This window comes from Yersinia frederiksenii ATCC 33641, from assembly GCF_000754805.1.
Classification (GTDB): Bacteria; Pseudomonadota; Gammaproteobacteria; order Enterobacterales; family Enterobacteriaceae; genus Yersinia; species Yersinia frederiksenii.
Window position 1 is genome coordinate 596,700 of the sequence record NZ_KN150731.1, and the last position, 20,986, is coordinate 617,685.

Below are 20,986 nucleotides of genomic sequence, written 5' to 3' on the forward strand. Positions count from 1 at the left end.
ACGCACCCGAATTACCGACTCATGTACGCTAATCAGGACTCGTTCTGTGGTCGCCTACCTATAACCTCAATGACCGTTGGGGATAGACGGTAATGAAATAACAAACTCTTCAATCGCTTGACGATTACTCCAGGACTTGGTCGCTGGTGCGGCATCCGCAGCAGCTAACCACTGATAAGCAAGATGCTCGGTAATGGCCACATCCCGCTCTTCAGGTAACGCCAGACAGAACCAATGTTCTTTATTCCGCGTAACGCCCGGTGCATAGCGATGGCGAAAATGCATAAAAATTTCAAATTCCACGCAGCGTTGGCAGTCGATCAACTCAAGATTTTCACCCAGTATATCAATGCCGACCTCTTCCTTTACTTCGCGCTGCGCAGTTTGCAACGGAGTTTCTCCCTCTTCCAGACTGCCGGTCACCGACTGCCAGAAATCAGGGTCATCACGCCGTTGCAACATCAGCACCCGACCACTCGACCTGGCGTAGATAACCGCCAGTATCGATTCGGGGCGTTTATAACTCATTACTGCTCTTCTTCCACGCTATCCGTCGCCCCTTTCTTCGCCACAACGCTGATAGACAGCTCTTGCAGTGAAGCAGGATTAGCAAAACTTGGCGCATCAGTCATCAGACAAGCCGCAGCCGTGGTTTTCGGGAAGGCAATAACATCACGAATGTTATCGGTGCCGGTCAGCAGCATCACCAGACGGTCCAGGCCAAAAGCTAAGCCTGCATGTGGTGGGGTACCGTATTTCAATGCATCCAACAAGAAGCCAAACTTCTCACGTTGTTCATGTTCATTGATACCCAGAATACCAAACACTTGCTGTTGCATTTCAGTACGGTGGATACGCACAGAACCGCCACCCACTTCATAGCCATTGATGACCATATCGTAAGCATTGGCGATAGCCGTAGTCGGTGCCGCAGCCAATTGTTCTGGGCTCATATCTTTAGGGGCCGTGAACGGGTGGTGCATAGCGGTCAAGCCACCTTCGCTGTCATCTTCAAACATTGGGAAGTCAACCACCCACAGTGGTGCCCATGTCCCCAACTGAGTCAGTTGCAGGTCGCGGCCCACTTTCAGGCGCAGTGCGCCCATGGCGTCAGTGACAACTTTGTCGCTATCTGCGCCAAAGAACAGGATATCGCCACTTTCTGCCTGAGTACGAACCAGGATCGCTTCCAGCACGTCAGCACTGAGGAATTTCGCCACCGGGCTTTGTACACCTTCAATACCTGCAGCACGGTCATTCACTTTCAGCCATGCCAAGCCTTTCGCACCATAAATGCTAACAAACTGAGTATATTCATCAATTTGCTTACGAGTCACTTGAGCGCCACCCGGAACACGCAGTGCTGCAACACGGCCTTTGGCATCATTGGCTGGGCCGGAGAAGACTTTAAACTCAACATCTTTAACCAAGTCAGCGACATCCACCAGCTCTAGTGGGTTGCGCAGGTCTGGCTTATCGGAACCATAGCGCCGCATCGCTTCGGCAAACGTCATCACCGGGAAATCACCCAGTGAGACACCTTTGGTTTCCTGCCACAATTCACGAACCAGTTTCTCCATCACTTCACGCACTTGATCGGCGGTCATGAAAGAGGTTTCTACATCGATCTGAGTAAATTCAGGCTGACGGTCAGCACGCAAATCTTCATCGCGGAAGCATTTTACAATCTGATAATAGCGGTCAAAACCAGACATCATCAGCAACTGTTTGAACAGCTGTGGCGATTGTGGCAAAGCATAGAATTTGCCTTTATGTACCCGGCTTGGCACCAGATAATCACGGGCTCCTTCAGGGGTTGCTTTGGTCAACATTGGGGTTTCGATATCAAGGAAACCATGGCTGTCCATAAAGCGACGGACGAAGCTGGTAATTTTAGCGCGAGTTTTCAGGCGGTCGGCCATTTCCGGGCGACGCAGATCCAAATAGCGATATTTCAGACGCTGCTCTTCACTGTTGGTCTGATTAGAGTCCAGCGGCAATGGCTCGGAACGGTTGATAATATTCAGCGTGTGGGCAAAGATTTCTACTTCACCGGTAGACATATCTTTATTGATTTGGCTATCAGGACGCGCGCGTACAGTACCGGTAATCTGAATACAGAACTCATTACGCAGCTCAGAAGCTTGTTCATAAGCGGCCTTATGGTCCGGGTCGAAGAATACCTGAACAATGCCTTCGCGATCGCGCATATCAATAAAAATCAGGCCACCCAAGTCACGACGACGGTTAACCCAACCACAAAGAGTCACTTCTTGGCCCACGTGGGACAGATTCAACTGCCCGCAATATTCAGTACGCATACAATATCCTTTTACTCAGCCGATGCCGCACGCGTTATCTACTGTCCGTGCGGCTGTTTTCTGATGAGCCCTTAGTTGAGCCTCAGCTACTACTGTCTGGTTTACTCTTATTATCTGATTTGTTCTTACTGCCCGGCTTGAAATCTGTCACGTACCAACCGGTGCCTTTCAGTTGAAAGCCGGCCGCAGAGATAAGTTTCGATAACGCGGGCTGATGACACGCAGGACATTGAGTCAATGGCGCGTCGGAAAATTTTTGTAGTTTCTCTAATCGATGGTTGCAAGCACTACACGCCCTATCTTATCCCTAAAAAAGTCATAGATTGGCATAGGTATCTATAGATTAAAGAGTATTGAAAAAAGGGAACCATTATAAAGGAATTTCGTGGCATAGATAAGAGCGAACGCACAGCTCAGAGACGACAAAATCCCTTTCGGTGATGTTTTAACACATCATTTAACAAATTTGTTCCCTCGTAAGGACTACCCGATAACATATGTTGGCATAAACTGGTCAGCAGATTGAGCCTACCATTCCGGCTCTCCCCCATGATATAGAGGCGCAACCCTATGAAACTTGATGCAAAAACCACCGCTCTGGTACTGATCGATTTGCAGCAGGGGATTTTACCCTTTGCCAAAGCCCCTTATAGTGCTGAGCAGGTTATTGCCACCAATGCTCGTCTGGCTGATAAATTCCGCAAATCTGGTGCAGCGGTAGTTTTCGTGCGTGTGGGATGGTCCAACTCATTTGCTGATGCGCTCAAACAACCGGTTGATCAACCCAGCCCAACTCCCGCGGGCGGTTTACCTGCATCATGGTGGACGTTCCCTGAAGAATTGGCGGTAACCGATGGCGATATTAACGTCATAAAACATCAGTGGGGAGCATTCTACGGTACAGATTTAGACTTACAGCTGCGCCGCCGGGGGATTAAAACCATCGTATTAGCCGGAATTGCTACCAATATTGGTGTTGAGTCCACCGCCCGAACAGCCTGGGAATTGGGCTATGAATTAGTCATTGCCGAGGATGGTTGCAGCACCGCAAGTACCGAAATGCAGCAGTTTGCGGTTAACAATATCTTCCCACGGATATCCCGTGTGCGCAGCAGTGGCGAAATTCTTGCAGCCCTAGCCGAGTAACGATAAATTCTGTCGAGAAAATATCGCTAATGCAAATTAATGCTCACTGTGATTAGGCTGTTGGGTACGAAAGTCATATCCAAACTAATGGGTGGTGCGGCCAGGCGGTAAATAAATAAGCCCCGATGAACTGACATCGGTCAGTGATTCGGCTGAATGAATGCAAATAACAACGCCGTGGCAGTAAATAAGAAGGGTAAACATGTATATAGGACTGCCGCAATGGCAACACCCAACTTGGAACCGATTGGGTATCAAGGATTTGGCCGATTACAGCCGTTATTTTAACTGCGTCGAAGGAAACACCACTTTCTATGCATTACCCCGCTTAGAAATCGTGCAACGTTGGCGTGATATGACGCCCGATAGCTTCCGCTTCTGTTTTAAGTTCCCCGCCACTATTAGCCACCAAGCCGCCCTGCGCGACTGCGATAAAGAGCTACAGGCTTTCTATCAATGCTTAGCACCGCTACATGAGCGTATTGGTCAATTATGGATACAACTCCCCGCCGCTTTTGGGCCCAATGAGCTAAAGCTTTTATGGCAATTTATCGATAAATTACCCGCAGGTTTTCATTACGGCGTAGAAGTCCGCCACCCGGAGTTTTTCGCTAAAGGTTCTGCGGAACTGGCTCTCAATCAGGGTTTACATCAACGAGCCGTCAATCGCGTGATGTTGGACAGCCGCCCTATTCATGCAGCCAAACCACTCACCGCCGCAGTGCGTGATGCGCAAAGTAAGAAACCGCGCCTGCCAGTACATGCTATCGTCACCGGCGGCCAGCCTTTGGTGCGTTTTATTGGTGGCGATCAACTGGATGAAAATTTAGCCCTATTCGCACCTTGGTTACAAAAACTGCCGCAGTGGGAACAGCAATATCAACCTTATGTCTTCATTCACACACCAGATAACAGCGACTCGCCGCAGCAGGCACAAAAGATTTGGCAACAATTAGCCACAATAATAACAACCTTACCGCCAGCACCTGACTGGCCAGAACAAGACTTACTATTTTAAGGATATTGGCGCTTTTTTCGCCCAAAGCGATGACTATTGCCGAGTAACGCCATAATGTATGCGCAAGCTTATCTTTCCCAACATGAAAATGTGTATTAAGAATTGTGCTTCCATCCACTTTTTCTAGCGACAGTTACCCGGTAGGCGGTTATCATTATTCAGCCAGTTGATGGTTGGGCAATGGAGTTAAAAATGGTTAGCTCGCTTTATGTCGTGTTGGGCGCACTGTTATTGATCAAGCTTTCATTTGATGTTGTTAAATTGAGAAATCAGTATCGCGTCGCTTATGGCGATGGCGGTTTTTATGAATTACAAACCGCCATCCGTGTACATGGTAACGCCGTAGAATATATTCCTATTGCTGTCATTTTACTCATTATGATGGAAATGAATGGCGGTGAGATATGGATGGTCCATATTTGTGGCTTAATGCTGATAGTCGGTCGTTTACTGCATTATTATGGTTTACGTCATCGCGAAATTCGCTGGCGTCGCTCCGGGATGAGCGCTACCTATGTTTCTTTAGTATTGATGATTATCGCTAATATTTATTATTTACCTTGGGATCAGATTTTCAGTCTGACCTAATCACTATGATTATCTTGTCGGTTCCAAAGCCACACCACCGGAACCTTGTTACTCTAGGCGGTGTATCACCGCCTTCATGTCCGTCTTTACCTATCTGATACCCTACGCTCGCTTTATCGCGCTTATCTGCTCAGTTTTCTGTTATAATATGCGCCTTTAATTTCTTGTTAATGCCAATGACAGTCATGCCAAATCGCGACACTCAATCTCAAAACGATGCACCGCGCCATCAGTCTGGGGCAACAGAGCCACAGCGTGATAGCCTGTTTGCTGCCCCTATCGCCAAATTAGGTGACTGGACCTTCGACGAAAAAGTCGCTGAAGTATTCCCTGATATGATTCAGCGATCGGTGCCTGGTTATTCCAATATCATTTCGATGATAGGTATGTTGGCAGAGCGTTTTGTGCAACCCAATAGTCAAATTTATGATCTGGGCTGCTCGCTGGGTGCTGCCACACTGTCAATGCGCCGTAATATCAAAGCAGCAGGCTGTAAAATTATTGCCGTGGATAATTCACCAGCGATGGTTGAACGCTGCCGTCGTCATATTGATGCTTTTCGGGCAGCCACACCGGTGGAGGTGCTGGAGTCAGACATTCTCGACATCAAGTTGGAAAACGCCTCCATGGTGGTGCTTAACTTCACACTGCAATTCCTTGAACCAGCAGACCGCCAGCGGTTACTTAATCAGGTCTATCAAGGGTTGCGCCCCGGTGGAGCCTTAGTACTGTCTGAAAAGTTTAATTTTGAAGATAACGATATTGGTGAGCTGTTATTCAACATGCACCTCGATTTTAAGCGTGCTAACGGTTATAGCGAGCTTGAGATTAGCCAAAAACGCAGCATGCTAGAGAATGTGATGTTGACCGATTCCGTTGAAACCCATAAAGAGCGTCTGCGTCAGGCCGGTTTTGAACATGCTGAAGTGTGGTTCCAATGCTTTAATTTTGGTTCACTGATTGCCCTGAAATCAGGAGAGGCTCAATGATTGAATTTGGCGATTTTTACCGGCTGATAGCCAAAGGCCCATTAAGCCCATGGCTAGATACCCTGCCCGCTCAGCTCAGTGCCTGGCAGCGCGAATCATTGCACGGTAAGTTTAAAACCTGGTTTAACGCCGTCGAACATTTACCGGCACTCACCCCCACGTCATTAGATTTGCGCGAAGGCGTGCGGGCAGAAATGTTCCCACCCATTTCTGCCGGTCAGCGTGAAGGGATGGAAAATATGTTGCGCGCCCTAATGCCATGGCGCAAAGGCCCATTCTCATTGTATGGGTTGGAAATTGATACTGAATGGCGCTCCGACTGGAAATGGCAGCGAGTATTGCCACACATCAGCCCACTGGCTGGGCGCACGATTCTGGATGTCGGTTGTGGCAGCGGTTATCACTTATGGCGGATGGTCGGTGAAGGTGCTCATCTGGCGGTCGGTATTGATCCAATGCAGCTGTTTTTATGCCAGTTTGAAGCCATTCGCAAGTTGTTAGGTGGTGACCAGCGCGCTCACGTACTGCCGCTGGGTATTGAGCAACTGCCTGAGCTGGCAGCCTTCGATACTGTATTTTCAATGGGCGTGCTCTATCACCGCCGTTCGCCATTGGATCACCTCTACCAACTGAAAAATCAGTTAGTCAGCGAGGGGGAACTGGTGCTCGAGACCTTAGTGGTTGAAGGTGATAGCCAGCAGGTACTGGTGCCAGGTGACCGTTATGCACAGATGCGCAATGTGTACTTTATCCCGTCAGCACCGGCGTTAAAGGCCTGGCTTGAGAAATGCGGTTTTGTCGATGTGAGAATCGCGGATATGGCCGTGACCAGCACTGATGAACAGCGCCGCACCGACTGGATGACCAGTGAGTCATTGGCAGAGTTCCTGGATCCAAATGACCCGAGCAAAACAGTGGAGGGCTACCCAGCCCCACTCAGAGCCGTATTAATCGCGCGGAAACCATAAAAAAACCCGGCCTAAGTGCCGGGTTTTTAATAAGCTGACATCAGTCAGTGATGCGGGTGAGCGAATGCCGCTAACAACGCTGTAGCACCAAGGCCGCAGGGTCTAAGCTGACTGCGGTAAAGGCGCGCCCATCACCAACAAACTCTTCATCGCTTCAACCACTTCACCATCGACACAATAATGAGCGAACTCATCAACATCACTGTCTGCGCACATGGTGACACCTGCTTTACGGTATTTCATGCTTGAGGGGACAAGGCGCCCGGCTGAACTGTGGAGCTCGCGGATACCGGCATCAATAAATTTCTGCATATTGGTCAGGCGCACCCCCGCCCCAGCCATAATAACGGGCCCTTGATCTTTGGTTGCAGCCACTAAATCTTTCAATAATGCCAACCCCAGCTCCGCATTCTGCTGCTGGCCGGAGGTTAAAATCCGCGCCACGTTAAGATCGGCTAATTGCTGTAACGCCACCATTGGGTTTTGGCACATATCAAATGCGCGATGGAACGTGACCGCCAATGGCCCGCTGATTGACATAATTTCCCGCATCCGAGGCATATCAATGTGACCATCTATATCCAGCAATCCCACCACAACCCCTGCGAAACCCATATCGCGAATTCGGGCTATATCATTCTTAATGATGGCAAAATCATTATTGCTATAACAAAAATCGCCACCACGAGGACGGACGATCGGGTGGACAGGGATAGTGACCGTCTCTCTGGCTTGCATTAGAGCACCGATACTCGGCGTCAAGCCCCCTTCAGACTGGCCGCAGCATAATTCAATCCGGTCGGCTCCTGCCTTTTCTGCTATTTGCGCACAATCTACGCTATAGCAACAAATTTCCAATGTAGTCATTCTCTCCCCCGTTTGATGGATGCCACTGCGACAGGCATATATCCATATTATTTCTGAACATATAAATAGACATTCAACAATTACACTGTTGAATAAATAAAATACTGAATATATCGTTCACGCTAAAACAGAATGTAAGCAAAGGTGCTGAAGCATTTACTATGGCACTCATTTTGAATCCATGAGTAGATGTCAGTCACAGTGATAACCATAAGTGATAGTCGGTATTGAAATAAATAACCCATATACGTTAGTCATTGCGTTCGCTATCCACTATTTGCCACAAAGTGTAAGGGTGAAACTTAATGGTTATCTCGCCATCACTCACCGCCAGTGTCGGGTTAGCCAAGCGCTCATGCTCCCCTTGTGGTGAACTAAACTTGGAAGAAATCCCTTCTGGCAATGTGGCGGGTAATAAGGCCAGCGCACGTTGGTGTAGCGTCTGCGGGTCACCAGGCAATACCAGCTCAATGTGCTCCCACCCTTCATGAGGATAGTGAGTCTTCCCCGGATATGGCAATTCAACACAATCTATTTGCCATGGCCCGACGGCGAGTGGTTGCGCCAATTTGAACAGGCAAATCGGTCGCCCATTAATTTGCGACTCGGACATCAAATGACCACACTGCTCTAATCCACTGCGCCATCGTTGCGCGGTTTCCGTCTGATGGCAGCGCAATGAAATATGATCAGCACTGAATTGCGTCAAATCCAGCGTTAATTTCGCTGCGAAAATAACCAACTTTTGTTCAAAACACGGTAAGTCAGTTAATAAGTCCTGTAATTCGACAATACTTCTCAGGCCGCTCATCTTATTTTCCTTTTAAACTGTTATTTCCCGCATCGAAGCGGCCATAATCTACCGTTATTAACGTTAATCAGCCATATTTAATCTGATTGTTTTATGACTTTACATTATTCATTGCTAATAAAATTGTCTGCTGCGTTTTTGTCGAAATAACCACCTCAAATAGATTAGCCGCAACCGTAGGCCTGATGCTGACGTCGGGGGGCAAATATGGTATAAATCTTGCCATCTTGTGACTAACGTTCTGTCAGACCATCACGCCACCGGTCATTCTTTTGTGGTGTCATGTTTTGGCTCCGTTTGAATTAACTGGCACACAGATGCTCTTGTGTGTCTTTTGTGCGTAATTAAGGTAACCCGGTGAATATTCAGGCTCTTCTCTCAGATAAAGTCAGCCAGGCGCTGATTGCAGCAGGTGCTCCAGCAGGCAGCGAAGCTCAAGTTCGCCAATCTGCTAAAGCACAATTTGGCGATTATCAAGCTAACGGTGTTATGGCCGTTGCCAAAAAACTGGGTATGCAACCCCGACAACTGGCAGAAAAAGTCATTGAACTGCTCGATCTTGATGGCATTGCCAGCAAAGTTGAAATTGCCGGTCCCGGTTTTATCAATATCTTTCTTGATCGCCAATGGGTTGCCAGTAAGGTAGAACACGCGCTGACGGCACCAAAACTGGGCGTTGCACCGGTCGAACCGCAAACTATCGTGGTGGACTATTCGGCGCCTAACGTGGCAAAACAGATGCATGTGGGCCACCTGCGCTCAACGATCATCGGTGATGCGGCGGTACGAACTTTAGAGTTCTTGGGCCACAACGTCATTCGTGCTAACCACGTTGGTGACTGGGGTACCCAGTTTGGTATGCTGATTGCCTATCTGGAAAAAATGCAGAACGAAAATGCCAGCGACATGGGCTTATCCGATCTGGAGCTTTTCTATCAACAGGCCAAGAAAACCTATGATGAAGATGAAGAGTTTGCCCAGCGCGCCCGTGCCTATGTGGTAAAACTGCAAGGCGGCGACGAATATTGCCGTCAAATGTGGCGTAAATTGGTGGATATCACCATGGCGCAAAACCAGATTGCTTATGACCGCCTGAATGTCACCTTGACCAAAGATGATGTAATGGGTGAAAGTTTGTATAACGCTATGCTGCCGGGCATTGTTGCCGACTTGAAAGCCAAAGGTCTAGCGGTGGAAAGCGACGGAGCAACCGTCGTATATCTGGATGAGTATAAGAACAAAGATGGTGAACCAATGGGCGTCATCATCCAGAAAAAAGATGGCGGCTACCTCTACACCACCACTGACATTGCTTGTGCCAAATATCGTTATGAGACACTCGGTGCAGACCGTGTGCTCTACTACATCGATACCCGTCAGCACCAGCATCTGATGCAGGCCTGGACTATCGTGCGAAAAGCAGGCTATGTCCCTGAGTCCGTGCCACTTGAGCACCACATGTTTGGTATGATGTTAGGTAAAGATGGCAAGCCATTCAAAACCCGCTCCGGTGGTACCGTCAAACTCTCTGATTTGCTGGATGAAGCCATTGAGCGTGCGGGTAAACTGATTGCAGAGAAAAACCCGGACATGCCTGCGGATGAACTGAAGCAGGTTGTTGAAGCCGTCGGTATCGGTGCGGTTAAGTATGCCGACCTGTCAAAAAGCCGTACCACTGACTATATCTTCGACTGGGATAACATGCTGGCGCTGGATGGTAATACGGCACCTTACATGCAATATGCTTATACCCGTGTAGTCTCGATATTTAAGCGCGCTGGTATCGATGAAAACAGCCTGACACTGCCATTGGTCATTACAGAAGATCGTGAAGCCGCACTGGCAACCCGGCTGCTCCAGTTTGAAGAAGTCATCACGACCGTTGCCCGCGAAGGCACACCGCACGTGATGTGTTCTTATCTGTATGACCTGGCCGGTCTGTTCTCCAGCTTCTATGAACATTGCCAGATCCTGAATGCAGAAAGCGAAGAGAGTCGTCAGAGCCGCCTGAAGCTAGCTATGCTGACAGCAAAAACCTTGAAACAGGGGCTGGATACCTTAGGCATTCAGACTGTTGAGCGCATGTAGTTTTCATTGTGACGCACAACAAAAAAGGCCCCTAGGGGCCTTTTTTTATCGCTGAAAGATTCAGTTGGTTCTGCGCGCAAAATCACGCAGTTTAAAGCCAAGTAAAGCCAGTGCCCCGAAGTAGGCAATGACCCCCGCCACCACGATGGCAGCCAGTCGCAACAAACGATATGCCATACCGCCAATATCCCAAGCAGGCATCACCCATAACAATGCAAGCAACACTGCAGACATCACCACAACACCAATAACCAATTTCGTTAGGAACACCGCCCAGCCTGGTTGCGGCTGGAAGATATCCTGCTTACGCAATTGCCAATATAGCAAGCTAGCATTCAGACAAGCCCCTAGGCCAATCGACAGTGATAAACCCGCATGTTTAAGTGGCCCGATGAAAATCAGGTTCATCACCTGAGTTAATATCAGCGTGATAATGGCAATCTTGACTGGCGTTTTAATGTTCTGGCGCGAGTAGAACCCCGGAGCCAGCACTTTCACCACAATTAGCCCCATTAAACCGACGGAATAGGCCACCAGCGCACGTTGTGTCATCATCGCATCAAAAGCGCTGAACTTCCCATACTGGAATAACGAAACCACCAACGGCTTCGCTAAAATGCCCAAGGCGACCGCACTGGGTAGCGCCAACAAGAAGCACAGACGCAGGCCCCAATCCATCAGTTTGGAGTATTCATCATGGTTACCGCTGGAGAAACTTTTGGCCAACGAGGGCAACAGAATTGTCCCCAAAGCCACCCCCAAAACACCGGATGGGAACTCCATTAATCGGTCAGCATAATACATCCATGACACTGAACCTGAGACCAAGAATGATGCAAAAATAGTATTGATAATCAGTGAGATTTGGCTAACTGACACCCCGAGTATCGCCGGCCCCATTTGGCGCATCACTCGCCAAACACCCGCGTCACGCAATGACAAACGCGGCAATACCAACATCCCTATTTTTTTCAGATGGGGCAGTTGATAACCCAATTGCAATACACCACCGACCACCACAGCCCAGGCCAGTGCCATCACTGGCGGATTAAAATAAGGGGCGGCAAATAGCGCAAAACCTATCATGCTGATATTGAGGAAGGTGGGCGCAAAAGCCGGGATGGAAAAACGGTTCCAGGTATTAAGAATTGCCCCAACTAATGATGCCAGGGAAATCAGCAAGATATAAGGAAAAGTGACCCGCAAAAGCGCAGAAGTTAACGCAAACTTATCCGGTGTATCAGTAAAACCTGGGGCAGTAATAAAAATAACCCAAGGGGCTGCCAGCATCCCTAACAGCGTGACGACCGCCAGAATTAAGGTCAACAGACCAGAAACGTAGGCCACAAATGTCCGAGTGGCTTCCTCACCCTGCTGGCTTTTATATTCAGCCAAAATAGGCACGAAAGCCTGTGAAAATGCGCCTTCAGCAAAGATACGGCGCAGCAAATTAGGCAATTTAAATGCCACAAAAAAGGCATCCGTTGCCATACCCGCACCAAAAACCCGAGCCACAATCGCATCACGAGCAAAGCCTAATACGCGGGAAAACATGGTCATAGAACTGACAGCAGCCAGTGATTTCAATAGGTTCATAGATTTTTCTAATAGACTTGAATGACAAAACTGGCGCTAGTCTACGTAATCAATACTGAATAGCCACTGATAGATGTAACAAATTAATGGCCCATTATTATTTACGCTTATATAGCTATGGTTGCAAAATACGCTCAATCATCCGTTGCGCATAAATAGCCTGCTCACCAGAGACTAGTGGCGCGGTTTGGTTACTGACGGCGGCAATAAAGTGCTGCACTGCGCCACTAAACCCTCGCTGTTCCAGAGTTGTTTGCCACCCCGGAGCTGGCAGGCTGGTCACTTGTCCCTCAGACTCCTGCTGCCACTGGCGCATATCGATAATCTGATAACAGGTTCCGGGGCTGACTGACTGCACACTTTCTCGCTGGGTACCTGCATGTCGGTGCATACTGGTCGTTATGAAGCAATTACCCGCCTGAAAGTGGTGCTCGGCATAGAGCATTTGCCCCTGCTCATTGGCTTGCACTGCTCCACTCAATAATATTGCCGCCTCGCCACCCAACCATAGTGCAGTATCGACCACATGCAGATAGTCATCAAGCAGCGTAAACCGTACATCATGTGGCCCAATACCATTGTGACGATGTTTCTCCATACGCAGGGAGGCCGGTTGGTTCATGTTTTGTTTAATCTGCTGATATAAAGGTGCAAAACGGCGATTAAACCCGACCATAAGAGCCAAGCGTTGCTGCTCAGCCAGCGTGATCAGTTGCTCAGATTGTTCGAGAGTATCGGCCAGCGGTTTATCGACATAAACATGAATACCCGCCCGCAATAACTCACTCACCACCTGAAAATGGCTGGCGGTGCTACTGTGGACAAAAATAGCATCACAATCTGCGGCCAAAGTGTCCAGTCGTGAAAAATAACGCATCCGATAACTGTCACACACCGGTTGTGCTTTGACCTGATTCGGGGAGAAGGCTCCCACTAACTGCCAGCCCATCTCTTGAGTCAAGATGGGCAAATAGGCCTTTTGCGCAATTCCGCCAAGGCCAACCATGCCAACACGCAGTTTTTTGCCAATAGAAGGCTTTTTCATAGCATCCTTATTAATCATCCAGTTGCAATAGCACTTCATCCAAACGTCGTGTTAGTACAATCACCTGCTGCTCAAGCTGAGCCACGCGAGCCTCAAGAGCGGTGGTGCCCCCCTCAGCACTCTCGTCAACTGGCAACGTTGGCGCAATATCACCACTGAATAGATGCATAAAGCGGCTTTCACGCTTACCCGGCTCACGAGCCAAACGCACCACAAATGGCCCATCTTCGCGTAATGACAACTGAGTGAGAACCTCTTCAGTTTCAGCCACATCAGCAAACTCATACATCCGATTGGTTCGGGTACGTAATTCACCTGGCGTCTGTGCGCCACGCAGTAATAATGTGGTGATCACCGCCAATTCAGCCGGTGAGAATTTAAGGTTACCAAACTCAGAGTTACAAAAACGATGTTCGTACTTCATTACCCGATTACCACTTTGGGTGCGGATAAGATGCTTTTTCAGTAGGAAATCCAGCGTCTGTTGCACTTCTGATTCAGACAACTCCATCACCGGCTCACGGTTAGTTTTCTGATTACAGGCAATCGTTACGCCGTTAAGCGACATTGGATATTGCTCCGGCGTCGTCACTTGTTTTTCCAATAAACAGCCTATAACTCTGGCTTCCAGTGCATTTAAACTGTGTTTCATCCTGACCTCAGCGAGTTGGCGTCCATTCTTTGTTAGTCAAAGCCGTCAATACATGATCACGCCATTGACCATCGATCAATAAATAATCTTTCGCGTAACCTTCGCGCTCAAAACCAAGGCGCTCAAGTAAATTACCACTGCGATGATTATGCGGCATATAGTTAGCCATAATACGGTGCATCCGCTCTTGGCGTTGCATATAACGAATCAGCGGCTGCAGTGCTTCAAACATTAAGCCCTGGCCTTGCCAGCGTTCACCTAATGAATAGCCCAGGAAGCATGCATGGAATGAGCCTCGCAGTACATTGCTAAAATTTGCCACGCCACGCACTTCTTTTTCTTCTGGGTCTAACAAAATAAAATAGTAGGCGCTGCCCTGTTTTTGCAGCTCCATAATCATTCCTAGCCGTGCCTGCCAACCAGAAGGCATACAGTGGCTTTGATCGCGCACCGGCTCCCACGGTTTTAGAAAAGCCTGATTCTCCGCATAATACTCTGCCATACGGTAAGCATCACGTTCGTTAACCAGCCGCAGTGTCATACGGTCAGTCGCCAAGCGTATTTTAGGTGTTGCTGAATGATAGCCGAACATCTGCTCCCCTTGAGATATGCGCCGTACTTAATTTCGCGACAAATTTATCCTTCAATATACCTGTTGCGTCGTTGCCGCGTAAAACCACGCTTGCGCTCTTCCCACACATCATTACAACAAAATGCCCCGATAAAAGGACTTAAATGGCATTTTATTATGAAATTGCGGGTGAGGTAACGTATTGACGATAAAAAAATATTATCAATCTAGCCTCTATCGTTTCCGACAATTTGGGTACAAACTATAAGCGTAATTTCCACTCCCTCCTTTTTTAATGTCTGACGGTGAAGCATGGCCTTGGTATCACAAGCCCGCAGCTTGGGTAAGTACTTTTTATTGCTCGATAACTTATTAGTTGTGTTGGGTTTCTTCGTTGTCTTCCCACTCATATCTATCCGATTCGTCGATCAATTGGGCTGGGCTGCGGTTCTCGTCGGGTTGGCGTTGGGATTAAGGCAATTGGTCCAGCAAGGGTTGGGTATTTTTGGTGGTGCTATTGCTGACCGCTTTGGCGCTAAACCCATGATAGTCACCGGCATGCTAATGCGCGCGGCAGGTTTTGCTCTCATGGCCATGGCGAATGAACCTTGGATTCTGTGGTTGGCTTGCGCGCTATCCGGCTTAGGTGGCACCTTATTCGATCCCCCGCGTACGGCGTTAGTGATTAAACTCACTCGCCCACATGAACGTGGCCGCTTCTATTCCATACTGATGATGCAAGATAGCGCCGGTGCAGTGATTGGCGCATTGATCGGCAGTTGGCTGCTGCAATATGATTTCCATTTTGTCTGCTGGACGGGCGCGGCTATCTTTATATTGGCAGCAGGCTGGAATATGTGGTTACTGCCCGCCTATCGCATCTCCACCGTACGTGCACCAATGAAAGAGGGCTTGTTGCGAGTATTGCGTGATCGGCGCTTTGTGACCTATGTGCTAACACTGACCGGCTATTACATGCTATCAGTTCAGGTGATGTTGATGTTACCTATCATGGTCAATGAGATTGCCGGTTCACCTGCCGCAGTGAAATGGATGTATGCCATCGAGGCCGCACTTTCACTCACACTGCTCTATCCGATTGCTCGTTGGAGTGAAAAACGTTTTCGCCTTGAACAGCGTTTGATGTTTGGGTTGTTGATCATGACGTTAAGCTTGTTCCCGGTTGGTCTGATTAGCCATCTGCAAACCCTGTTTATGTTTATTTGCTTCTTCTACATGGGCTCCATTATCGCCGAACCGGCACGCGAAACCCTGAGCGCTTCACTGGCAGACTCCCGTGCTCGTGGCAGCTATATGGGCTTTAGTCGTCTTGGTCTGGCTTTGGGTGGCGCTATTGGCTATACCGGTGGTGGTTGGATGTATGATACCGGTCGCACCCTTGAAATGCCGGAGTTACCTTGGTTCTTGTTGGGTGTAATTGGATTAATCACACTAGCCGGGCTGTACTGGCAATTCAATCAGCGTCGTATCGAATCGGCGATGCTCAGCGGAAGCTAATCAGTTATTTGCCGGAGCAGCTTTATCTCCGGCCCTAGCCTCTTTTTTCAAGATCCTCTGATTCAGGGTTATCTGATTGGCAATGGCCTGATACTGCCGCATTATCGTCCACCATCCCAAACCGCTATTGAACAAACACGGTTAATAATACAAAACAACTGATTAACCCGTTACTATTGAGCAAATTCGTTTTGTTTGATGTGATGAGTGCATATTGCTACGAGGCTTTAATGAATAAATTAATGTGGGGCGCAGCGGCGCTGATTGTGACGGCAACACTGGTTGGCTGCAACCAACTGACTCAGTACACCCTGAGCGAACAGGAAGTTAATGACTATCTGCAAAAGCATAATAACTATGAAAAGCAAATTGGCATTCCGGGTCTGGTGGATGCCCATATTACCCTGACTCAATTGCAGAGCCAGATTGGCCGAGCTGAACCCGGTAAAGTGACCTTGACCGGTAATGCTAAAGTCGATATCACCTCAATCCTTGGTCCACAAACGGCCGATATGACGCTGACGTTAAAAGCGCAGCCAACATTTGACCGTGAAAAAGGCGCTATTTTCCTGAAAAATATGGAATTGACTGATTACCAGGTCAAACCAGAAAAGATGGATTCAGTGATGAAAATGCTGGCACCTTATTTAAATCAGTCGTTGAAATCATATTTTGATCAACAGCCGGCCTATGTGTTAGACGGTGAAAAGAGTAAAGCAGAAGCGATGGCGAAAAAACTGGCGAAAGGTTTAGAAGTTAAGCCGGGGCAATTAGTCATCCCACTGACTGACTAATTCTGCGGCCGGCTTATTCGCGCCAGATTAACTCGGGAGGAGCTCGAAATCACTCCTCCGGGTTATCTGCCTCAGACAACTCATCCCACATTGCCTGCAATGCTTCGCGGCTTAACTGTGCCAACGTGCGATAAAAACCGCTGGTGGCATGGGCTTCAACTTTACCCAGAAAACGGCCGCACCATGGCAGCAAATAATCATTAAACAGTGCCATTTGCGCCGCCACTTCATCTTCCGCGGCTTGGTCCTCCAGCCAGGATGCCGCAAGTAATAACCCACCAAAATGGTCAGTTGGTCCATCACCCAAAGGCATACCGCGCTGTTGCAGAAAAGCCCTAACTTCCGGTTCTGCGCAGGCATCCTCATAATCCGAGCCATAAGGTGAAACGCTACGATCTTCCCCCACGAACAGGGCATTATAATCTGCGTTCAAGAGTTCCGGCTGATACTCTTGCTGTAAGCGAGTCAGTAATTCACTTTGCTCCAGCGGCCAATGCTGTTCCAACTTCCCCTGGCTTATTAGTGCAAAAAGAGGTTCCAACAGCGGGTCTTGTGGCTGGCGATAAAACAGTGAGCCAAGGATGCGGCACACCAGAGAAAAATCATTCATTCACATTTTCCTGTTTCTTATACGTTTTAAAATCCATTTGTGACAACGTCACAATAAAAGCTACAATTCTGCTAACTCAGGGATCGCAGGACGGCCACGTTGCTCAAGATAATTCAGTAAACGACGTGGACTGACATTCAAAATCCGCTCTTGTGGAAAATTCACCTCAGCAATGATACGTTCGCAATGCTCAAAGATCCCCAATGAATAAGCAATATGGGAATCAGAACCCAGCGCCAACCAGCCGCCAGCATCTCGCACCGCAGCCGCGATCGCACGGCAATTAGTTTCACTCCCTTTGCGCGAATGTGTGAAAGATGAGTTGTTCAACTCCAAAGCCACATTGTAGTGGGCGGCGGCTTCGGCAATGGCTTTAATATCAACGGGATATTTAGGGTTTCCGGGATGGCTGATGATATGCACATTGCCCTGCGCCATGGTGGCAATCATGGCTTGGGTATTGGCAGCCTTATCTTGTGGTGGGAATACCGGCTCATGGAAACCAGCAATCAACAGATCGATAGCATCGAACATGGGCCCGGTGCAATCAATGTCCCCTTCGAGATTTTTAATATTCGCTTCGATACCGCGCAAAATCCCGACACCGTCAACCAATCGTGGCCATACCCGCATATTCATAAAATGCCAATAATGGGGAGCATCAGCCATGTCCGGGCCGTGGTCAGTAATGGCAAACAGTTTGATATTTTTCAGCTTAGCTTCGGCGATATAATCGTGCAGGGTACTATAAGCATGAGTGCTGGCGATGGTATGCATATGTAAATCAACAGGATACATGACTACTCCACAAAGTCTTTTAAGGCGAGATAGATTTTTTGCAGGCAAAGCATAGTCCGCTAATGATAGCAGGAATTCTTCTCATCTACAGCGCTAAAAACCTCACCTGCCAACCACTCCCCAGTAAACTCAGGAGCCCTCAAATCAATATCCCCGCACCACATCAACCAACCCGACCGGTTCCCTGCCCGCTTCAATAGCATGGATGTTAGCGACCACCTGATCCATTGCCGCTTCAGGTAAGGTTACTGCGGCAATGTGCGGCGTAATGGTGATCCGCGGATGGCTCCAGAAAGGATGCATCGATGGTAAAGGCTCCTCGGCAAACACATCTAATGTCGCCGCCGCTATTTTGCCCGCACTCATCGCTGCCAATAAATCTCGCTCTAGCAGATGTGCACCGCGAGCAATATTGATGACATACGCATTAGCATTCAATTGTGAAAAGAGTGACCGATTAAGAATACCGGCCGTTTCTGGGGTATTCGGTAGCAGGTTAATTAACAATTGTGTCCCTTGAATGAACGCGGGCAACTTCTCTTTACCGGCAAAACTAGCCACACCATCAATATTTTTGGGTGTTCGGCTCCAACAACGCACCGTAAAACCAAACTCAGCCAGTTTGTGAGCAACACTTTTGCCCAATACTCCTGCACCGAGAATACCTACTGTAAATCGGTCGTGCCGGTGCGGTTCCAGGGGCTGCCACTGTTTCTGTTGTTGTTGCAACTGATACTCATCCATTCGCCGAAAATAGCGTAAGACATTGGCAACGACATATTCCTGCATTTGCAACGACATTCCGGTATCTTCCAGCCGAATTAATGGCACTCCGGCAGGCAGTGTCCCTGGATAACGCCGTTCTTGATCCAAGATAGCATCCACACCGGCACCCAGAGCAAAAACCCCTTTTAGCTCAATACGCTTTGCCAGCATTTCTTGCGGGGGTTGCCAAACCAGTGCGTAATCCGCAGGTTGCGTATCACCACGTCGCCATTGCCTGATATTGGCTGTCGGTAGGCGAGATCGCAGCCCTAATAGCCACGGTTTTGCATCAACAAACGGATGATAAAAAATAATATTCATTATTTGCCAGCTCCTTGCGAAAGTGTCTGTTAGATTTCCGCGATTATGGTTGAGATGCAAGTGCTACTCGCCAGAAATGCCGATGAAATCAGCAAACTGCTGCAACTTTAACTAAACAGCAATAAAGCGTGCATAAGAGGGTTGACGCTGGGCGCACTTTTGCCTACATTACGCCGGTCAACGACGCATAGCGTGGTTGTAGTAGTAACACGGTGAGGTGTCTGAGTGGCTGAAGGAGCACGCCTGGAAAGTGTGTATACGCGTAAGCGTATCGAGGGTTCGAACCCCTCCCTCACCGCCATATTAAAGTCGTCAATAAGCGGCAATCGATGGCAAGCTTGGTGTTTTTCCCCAAGGCCTGTTATTCAGATTGCCGTTTTTTTTCTTTCTCCGCTCTCCTTTCTTGACATGCTCGGCTATTCCAAACCTTCCCTTGTTATTCCATATAAAGTTCACTCTAAACTAGCAACAACCTACCCTATCCATTCTGTATCCCATCTATTATTAATTGACTATGCTGGCGGCCAAAATTACATGCTACAAGATAGTTTATATCCCCCAAAAATATAAACTGCAAAGGTATAAAGCATGAAGCTATATATGAGTTCACTATTATTAATATTTGGTTTTAGTTCTGTATTTGCCTCCCCGCTGATTGTTGCCCATCGGGCAGGAACCGCTGACCATCCAGAAAATACTCATCACGCCATCAGTATGGCACTACATAATAAAGCCGATGTTGTGTGGCTAAGCATTCAATTTAGTCAAGAAGGTATTCCCGTGTTATATCGTCCCAGTGACCTCAAAGAACTGACTAATGGCCACGGGCGGGTCTCTAGCTATTCTTGGCAAGACTTACAGCAATTAGATGCTGCCTATACCTTTAATATTCAAGGTCAATACATTTATCGCGGACGAGGAATAAACATACCGTCATTACGAGAAATAATGCTGTCCTATCCCGATACAAATTTTATTCTTGACATTAAATCACCGGATGCGGATCCCGCCATCATAGCGAAAACACTCGAAAATTTAATAATAGAGACTCGCGCTCTTGATCGGGTGACTTTCTACTCCACCGAAAAAAAATATCTCATGGCACTGCCTGAATACATTAATAAATATGAATTCCGTAATCTGACCAGAAAAATATTGACTAATGCCATTATGGCCGATGACTGCAAAATAATGAAAATACCAGAAGGCACATTAAACGATGGTGCAAATAAGCATCATGCATTTGAATTAAAACGTGATGTCAAAGTTGTCGAAAAGTTTACCCTGGGCAGAGGTTCATCACGAGCACAGCTGATTTGGAATCAACAAGCCATGGCCTGCTTTAAAATAAATAATGACACTAAAGTTCTGCTGATCGGCATAAATTCTAATGAGGACTACCAATTAGCTGCTGCACTGGGAGCCGATTATGTAATGGTGGACTCTCCTGCTGCCGCCAGATATTGGCGTTAAGTGAGCATAATTCGCCTGTGAAATCTTCTATATGAGTGCAGAATAAC

General features: G+C 48.1%; 20 protein-coding genes, 1 tRNA gene and 1 pseudogene. 10 read left to right on the plus strand and 12 right to left on the minus strand.

All coding sequences use genetic code 11. The features are described 5' to 3' along the window. Positions 1–66 precede the first annotated feature (66 nt). The 3 genes and pseudogenes from nudB to DJ58_RS23805 form a co-directional block, all read right to left on the minus strand. On the minus strand, positions 67–528 hold the full coding sequence (nudB, locus tag DJ58_RS18720) for a dihydroneopterin triphosphate diphosphatase (RefSeq protein WP_032910872.1): 462 nt from the start codon (positions 526–528) through the stop codon (positions 67–69). Next, complete coding sequence (gene aspS / locus DJ58_RS18715; protein ID WP_004708530.1) at positions 528–2,321, minus strand: aspartate--tRNA ligase; 1,794 nt, start codon at positions 2,319–2,321, stop codon at positions 528–530. The genes nudB and aspS overlap by 1 nt, the downstream gene beginning before the upstream one ends. Before the next feature lie 82 nt (positions 2,322–2,403). Beyond that, a pseudogene (locus tag DJ58_RS23805) lies at positions 2,404–2,604 on the minus strand (FmdB family zinc ribbon protein); the annotation flags it as partial. Positions 2,605–2,891: 287 nt separating this feature from the next. Between DJ58_RS23805 and DJ58_RS18710 the strand changes: the two are divergent. The 5 genes from DJ58_RS18710 to cmoB all read left to right on the plus strand — a co-directional run bounded on the left by DJ58_RS18710 (position 2,892) and on the right by cmoB (position 7,030). Then, entirely contained in the window at positions 2,892–3,467 is a 576-nt protein-coding gene (locus DJ58_RS18710) for a hydrolase (protein ID WP_004708534.1), read from the plus strand. Positions 3,468–3,669: 202 nt separating this feature from the next. Next, complete coding sequence (locus DJ58_RS18705; protein ID WP_004708535.1) at positions 3,670–4,485, plus strand: DUF72 domain-containing protein; 816 nt, start codon at positions 3,670–3,672, stop codon at positions 4,483–4,485. Between the two features lie 192 nt (positions 4,486–4,677). Continuing rightward, complete coding sequence (locus tag DJ58_RS18700; protein ID WP_032910874.1) at positions 4,678–5,073, plus strand: MAPEG family protein; 396 nt, start codon at positions 4,678–4,680, stop codon at positions 5,071–5,073. Positions 5,074–5,258: 185 nt separating this feature from the next. Beyond that, on the plus strand, positions 5,259–6,062 hold the full coding sequence (gene cmoA, locus DJ58_RS18695) for a carboxy-S-adenosyl-L-methionine synthase CmoA (protein ID WP_032910875.1): 804 nt from the start codon (positions 5,259–5,261) through the stop codon (positions 6,060–6,062). After that, the gene (gene cmoB, locus DJ58_RS18690; protein WP_032910876.1) at positions 6,059–7,030 is read left to right on the plus strand and encodes a tRNA 5-methoxyuridine(34)/uridine 5-oxyacetic acid(34) synthase CmoB; all 972 of its coding nucleotides are present in this window, start codon (positions 6,059–6,061) and stop codon (positions 7,028–7,030) included. Before cmoA ends, cmoB begins: the two co-directional genes overlap by 4 nt. Before the next feature lie 102 nt (positions 7,031–7,132). Here the strand turns inward: cmoB and cutC are convergent, their stop codons facing one another. Both cutC and DJ58_RS18680 read right to left on the minus strand, forming a co-directional pair. Beyond that, on the minus strand, positions 7,133–7,897 hold the full coding sequence (gene cutC, locus DJ58_RS18685; RefSeq protein ID WP_032910878.1) for a copper homeostasis protein CutC: 765 nt from the start codon (positions 7,895–7,897) through the stop codon (positions 7,133–7,135). A 250-nt stretch (positions 7,898–8,147) separates the two neighbouring features. Continuing rightward, entirely contained in the window at positions 8,148–8,708 is a 561-nt protein-coding gene (locus DJ58_RS18680; protein WP_004708546.1) for a VOC family protein, read from the minus strand. A 357-nt stretch (positions 8,709–9,065) separates the two neighbouring features. Between DJ58_RS18680 and argS the strand changes: the two genes are divergently transcribed. Continuing rightward, positions 9,066–10,796: an arginine--tRNA ligase gene (gene argS / locus DJ58_RS18675; RefSeq protein ID WP_004708548.1), complete on the plus strand. Its 1,731-nt coding sequence runs from the start codon at positions 9,066–9,068 to the stop codon at positions 10,794–10,796. A 60-nt stretch (positions 10,797–10,856) separates the two neighbouring features. Here the strand turns inward: argS and murJ are convergent, their stop codons facing one another. The 4 genes from murJ to rimJ form a co-directional block, all read right to left on the minus strand. After that, positions 10,857–12,392, minus strand: a complete 1,536-nt coding sequence (gene murJ, locus DJ58_RS18670) for a murein biosynthesis integral membrane protein MurJ (RefSeq protein ID WP_004708550.1) — start codon at positions 12,390–12,392, stop codon at positions 10,857–10,859. Positions 12,393–12,507: 115 nt separating this feature from the next. Continuing rightward, positions 12,508–13,455: a Gfo/Idh/MocA family protein gene (locus DJ58_RS18665; RefSeq protein ID WP_032910880.1), complete on the minus strand. Its 948-nt coding sequence runs from the start codon at positions 13,453–13,455 to the stop codon at positions 12,508–12,510. Continuing rightward, a complete protein-coding gene (locus DJ58_RS18660; protein WP_004708554.1) occupies positions 13,448–14,089 on the minus strand; it encodes a YceH family protein in 642 nt (213 codons plus the stop codon). The genes DJ58_RS18665 and DJ58_RS18660 overlap by 8 nt, the downstream gene beginning before the upstream one ends. Before the next feature lie 7 nt (positions 14,090–14,096). After that, on the minus strand, positions 14,097–14,681 hold the full coding sequence (gene rimJ, locus DJ58_RS18655; RefSeq protein ID WP_004708555.1) for a ribosomal protein S5-alanine N-acetyltransferase: 585 nt from the start codon (positions 14,679–14,681) through the stop codon (positions 14,097–14,099). A 291-nt stretch (positions 14,682–14,972) separates the two neighbouring features. On the opposite strand from rimJ, the gene mdtH reads away from it, so the two are divergent. Both mdtH and DJ58_RS18645 read left to right on the plus strand, forming a co-directional pair. Further along, positions 14,973–16,178: a multidrug efflux MFS transporter MdtH gene (gene mdtH, locus DJ58_RS18650; RefSeq protein ID WP_004708557.1), complete on the plus strand. Its 1,206-nt coding sequence runs from the start codon at positions 14,973–14,975 to the stop codon at positions 16,176–16,178. A gap of 230 nt (positions 16,179–16,408) precedes the next feature. Then, positions 16,409–16,972 (plus strand): lipoprotein, encoded by a 564-nt coding sequence (locus DJ58_RS18645; protein ID WP_004708562.1) that lies wholly within the window; start codon positions 16,409–16,411, stop codon positions 16,970–16,972. 49 nt (positions 16,973–17,021) lie between these two features. Here the strand turns inward: DJ58_RS18645 and DJ58_RS18640 are convergent, their stop codons facing one another. From DJ58_RS18640 to ghrA, 3 genes are all read right to left on the minus strand, one after another. Beyond that, the gene (locus DJ58_RS18640; protein ID WP_004708564.1) at positions 17,022–17,582 is read right to left on the minus strand and encodes a TorD/DmsD family molecular chaperone; all 561 of its coding nucleotides are present in this window, start codon (positions 17,580–17,582) and stop codon (positions 17,022–17,024) included. A 60-nt stretch (positions 17,583–17,642) separates the two neighbouring features. Next, entirely contained in the window at positions 17,643–18,380 is a 738-nt protein-coding gene (locus tag DJ58_RS18635; RefSeq protein ID WP_004708565.1) for a phosphatase, read from the minus strand. Between the two features lie 144 nt (positions 18,381–18,524). After that, on the minus strand, positions 18,525–19,466 hold the full coding sequence (ghrA, locus tag DJ58_RS18630) for a glyoxylate/hydroxypyruvate reductase GhrA (RefSeq protein ID WP_004708567.1): 942 nt from the start codon (positions 19,464–19,466) through the stop codon (positions 18,525–18,527). A 211-nt stretch (positions 19,467–19,677) separates the two neighbouring features. Here ghrA and DJ58_RS18625 point away from each other — a divergent pair. Beyond that, a tRNA-Ser gene (locus tag DJ58_RS18625) sits at positions 19,678–19,767 on the plus strand. A gap of 287 nt (positions 19,768–20,054) precedes the next feature. Then, positions 20,055–20,939, plus strand: coding sequence for a glycerophosphodiester phosphodiesterase family protein (locus tag DJ58_RS18620; RefSeq protein ID WP_032910881.1), 885 nt, complete (start codon positions 20,055–20,057; stop codon positions 20,937–20,939). Positions 20,940–20,986: the final 47 nt, after the last annotated feature.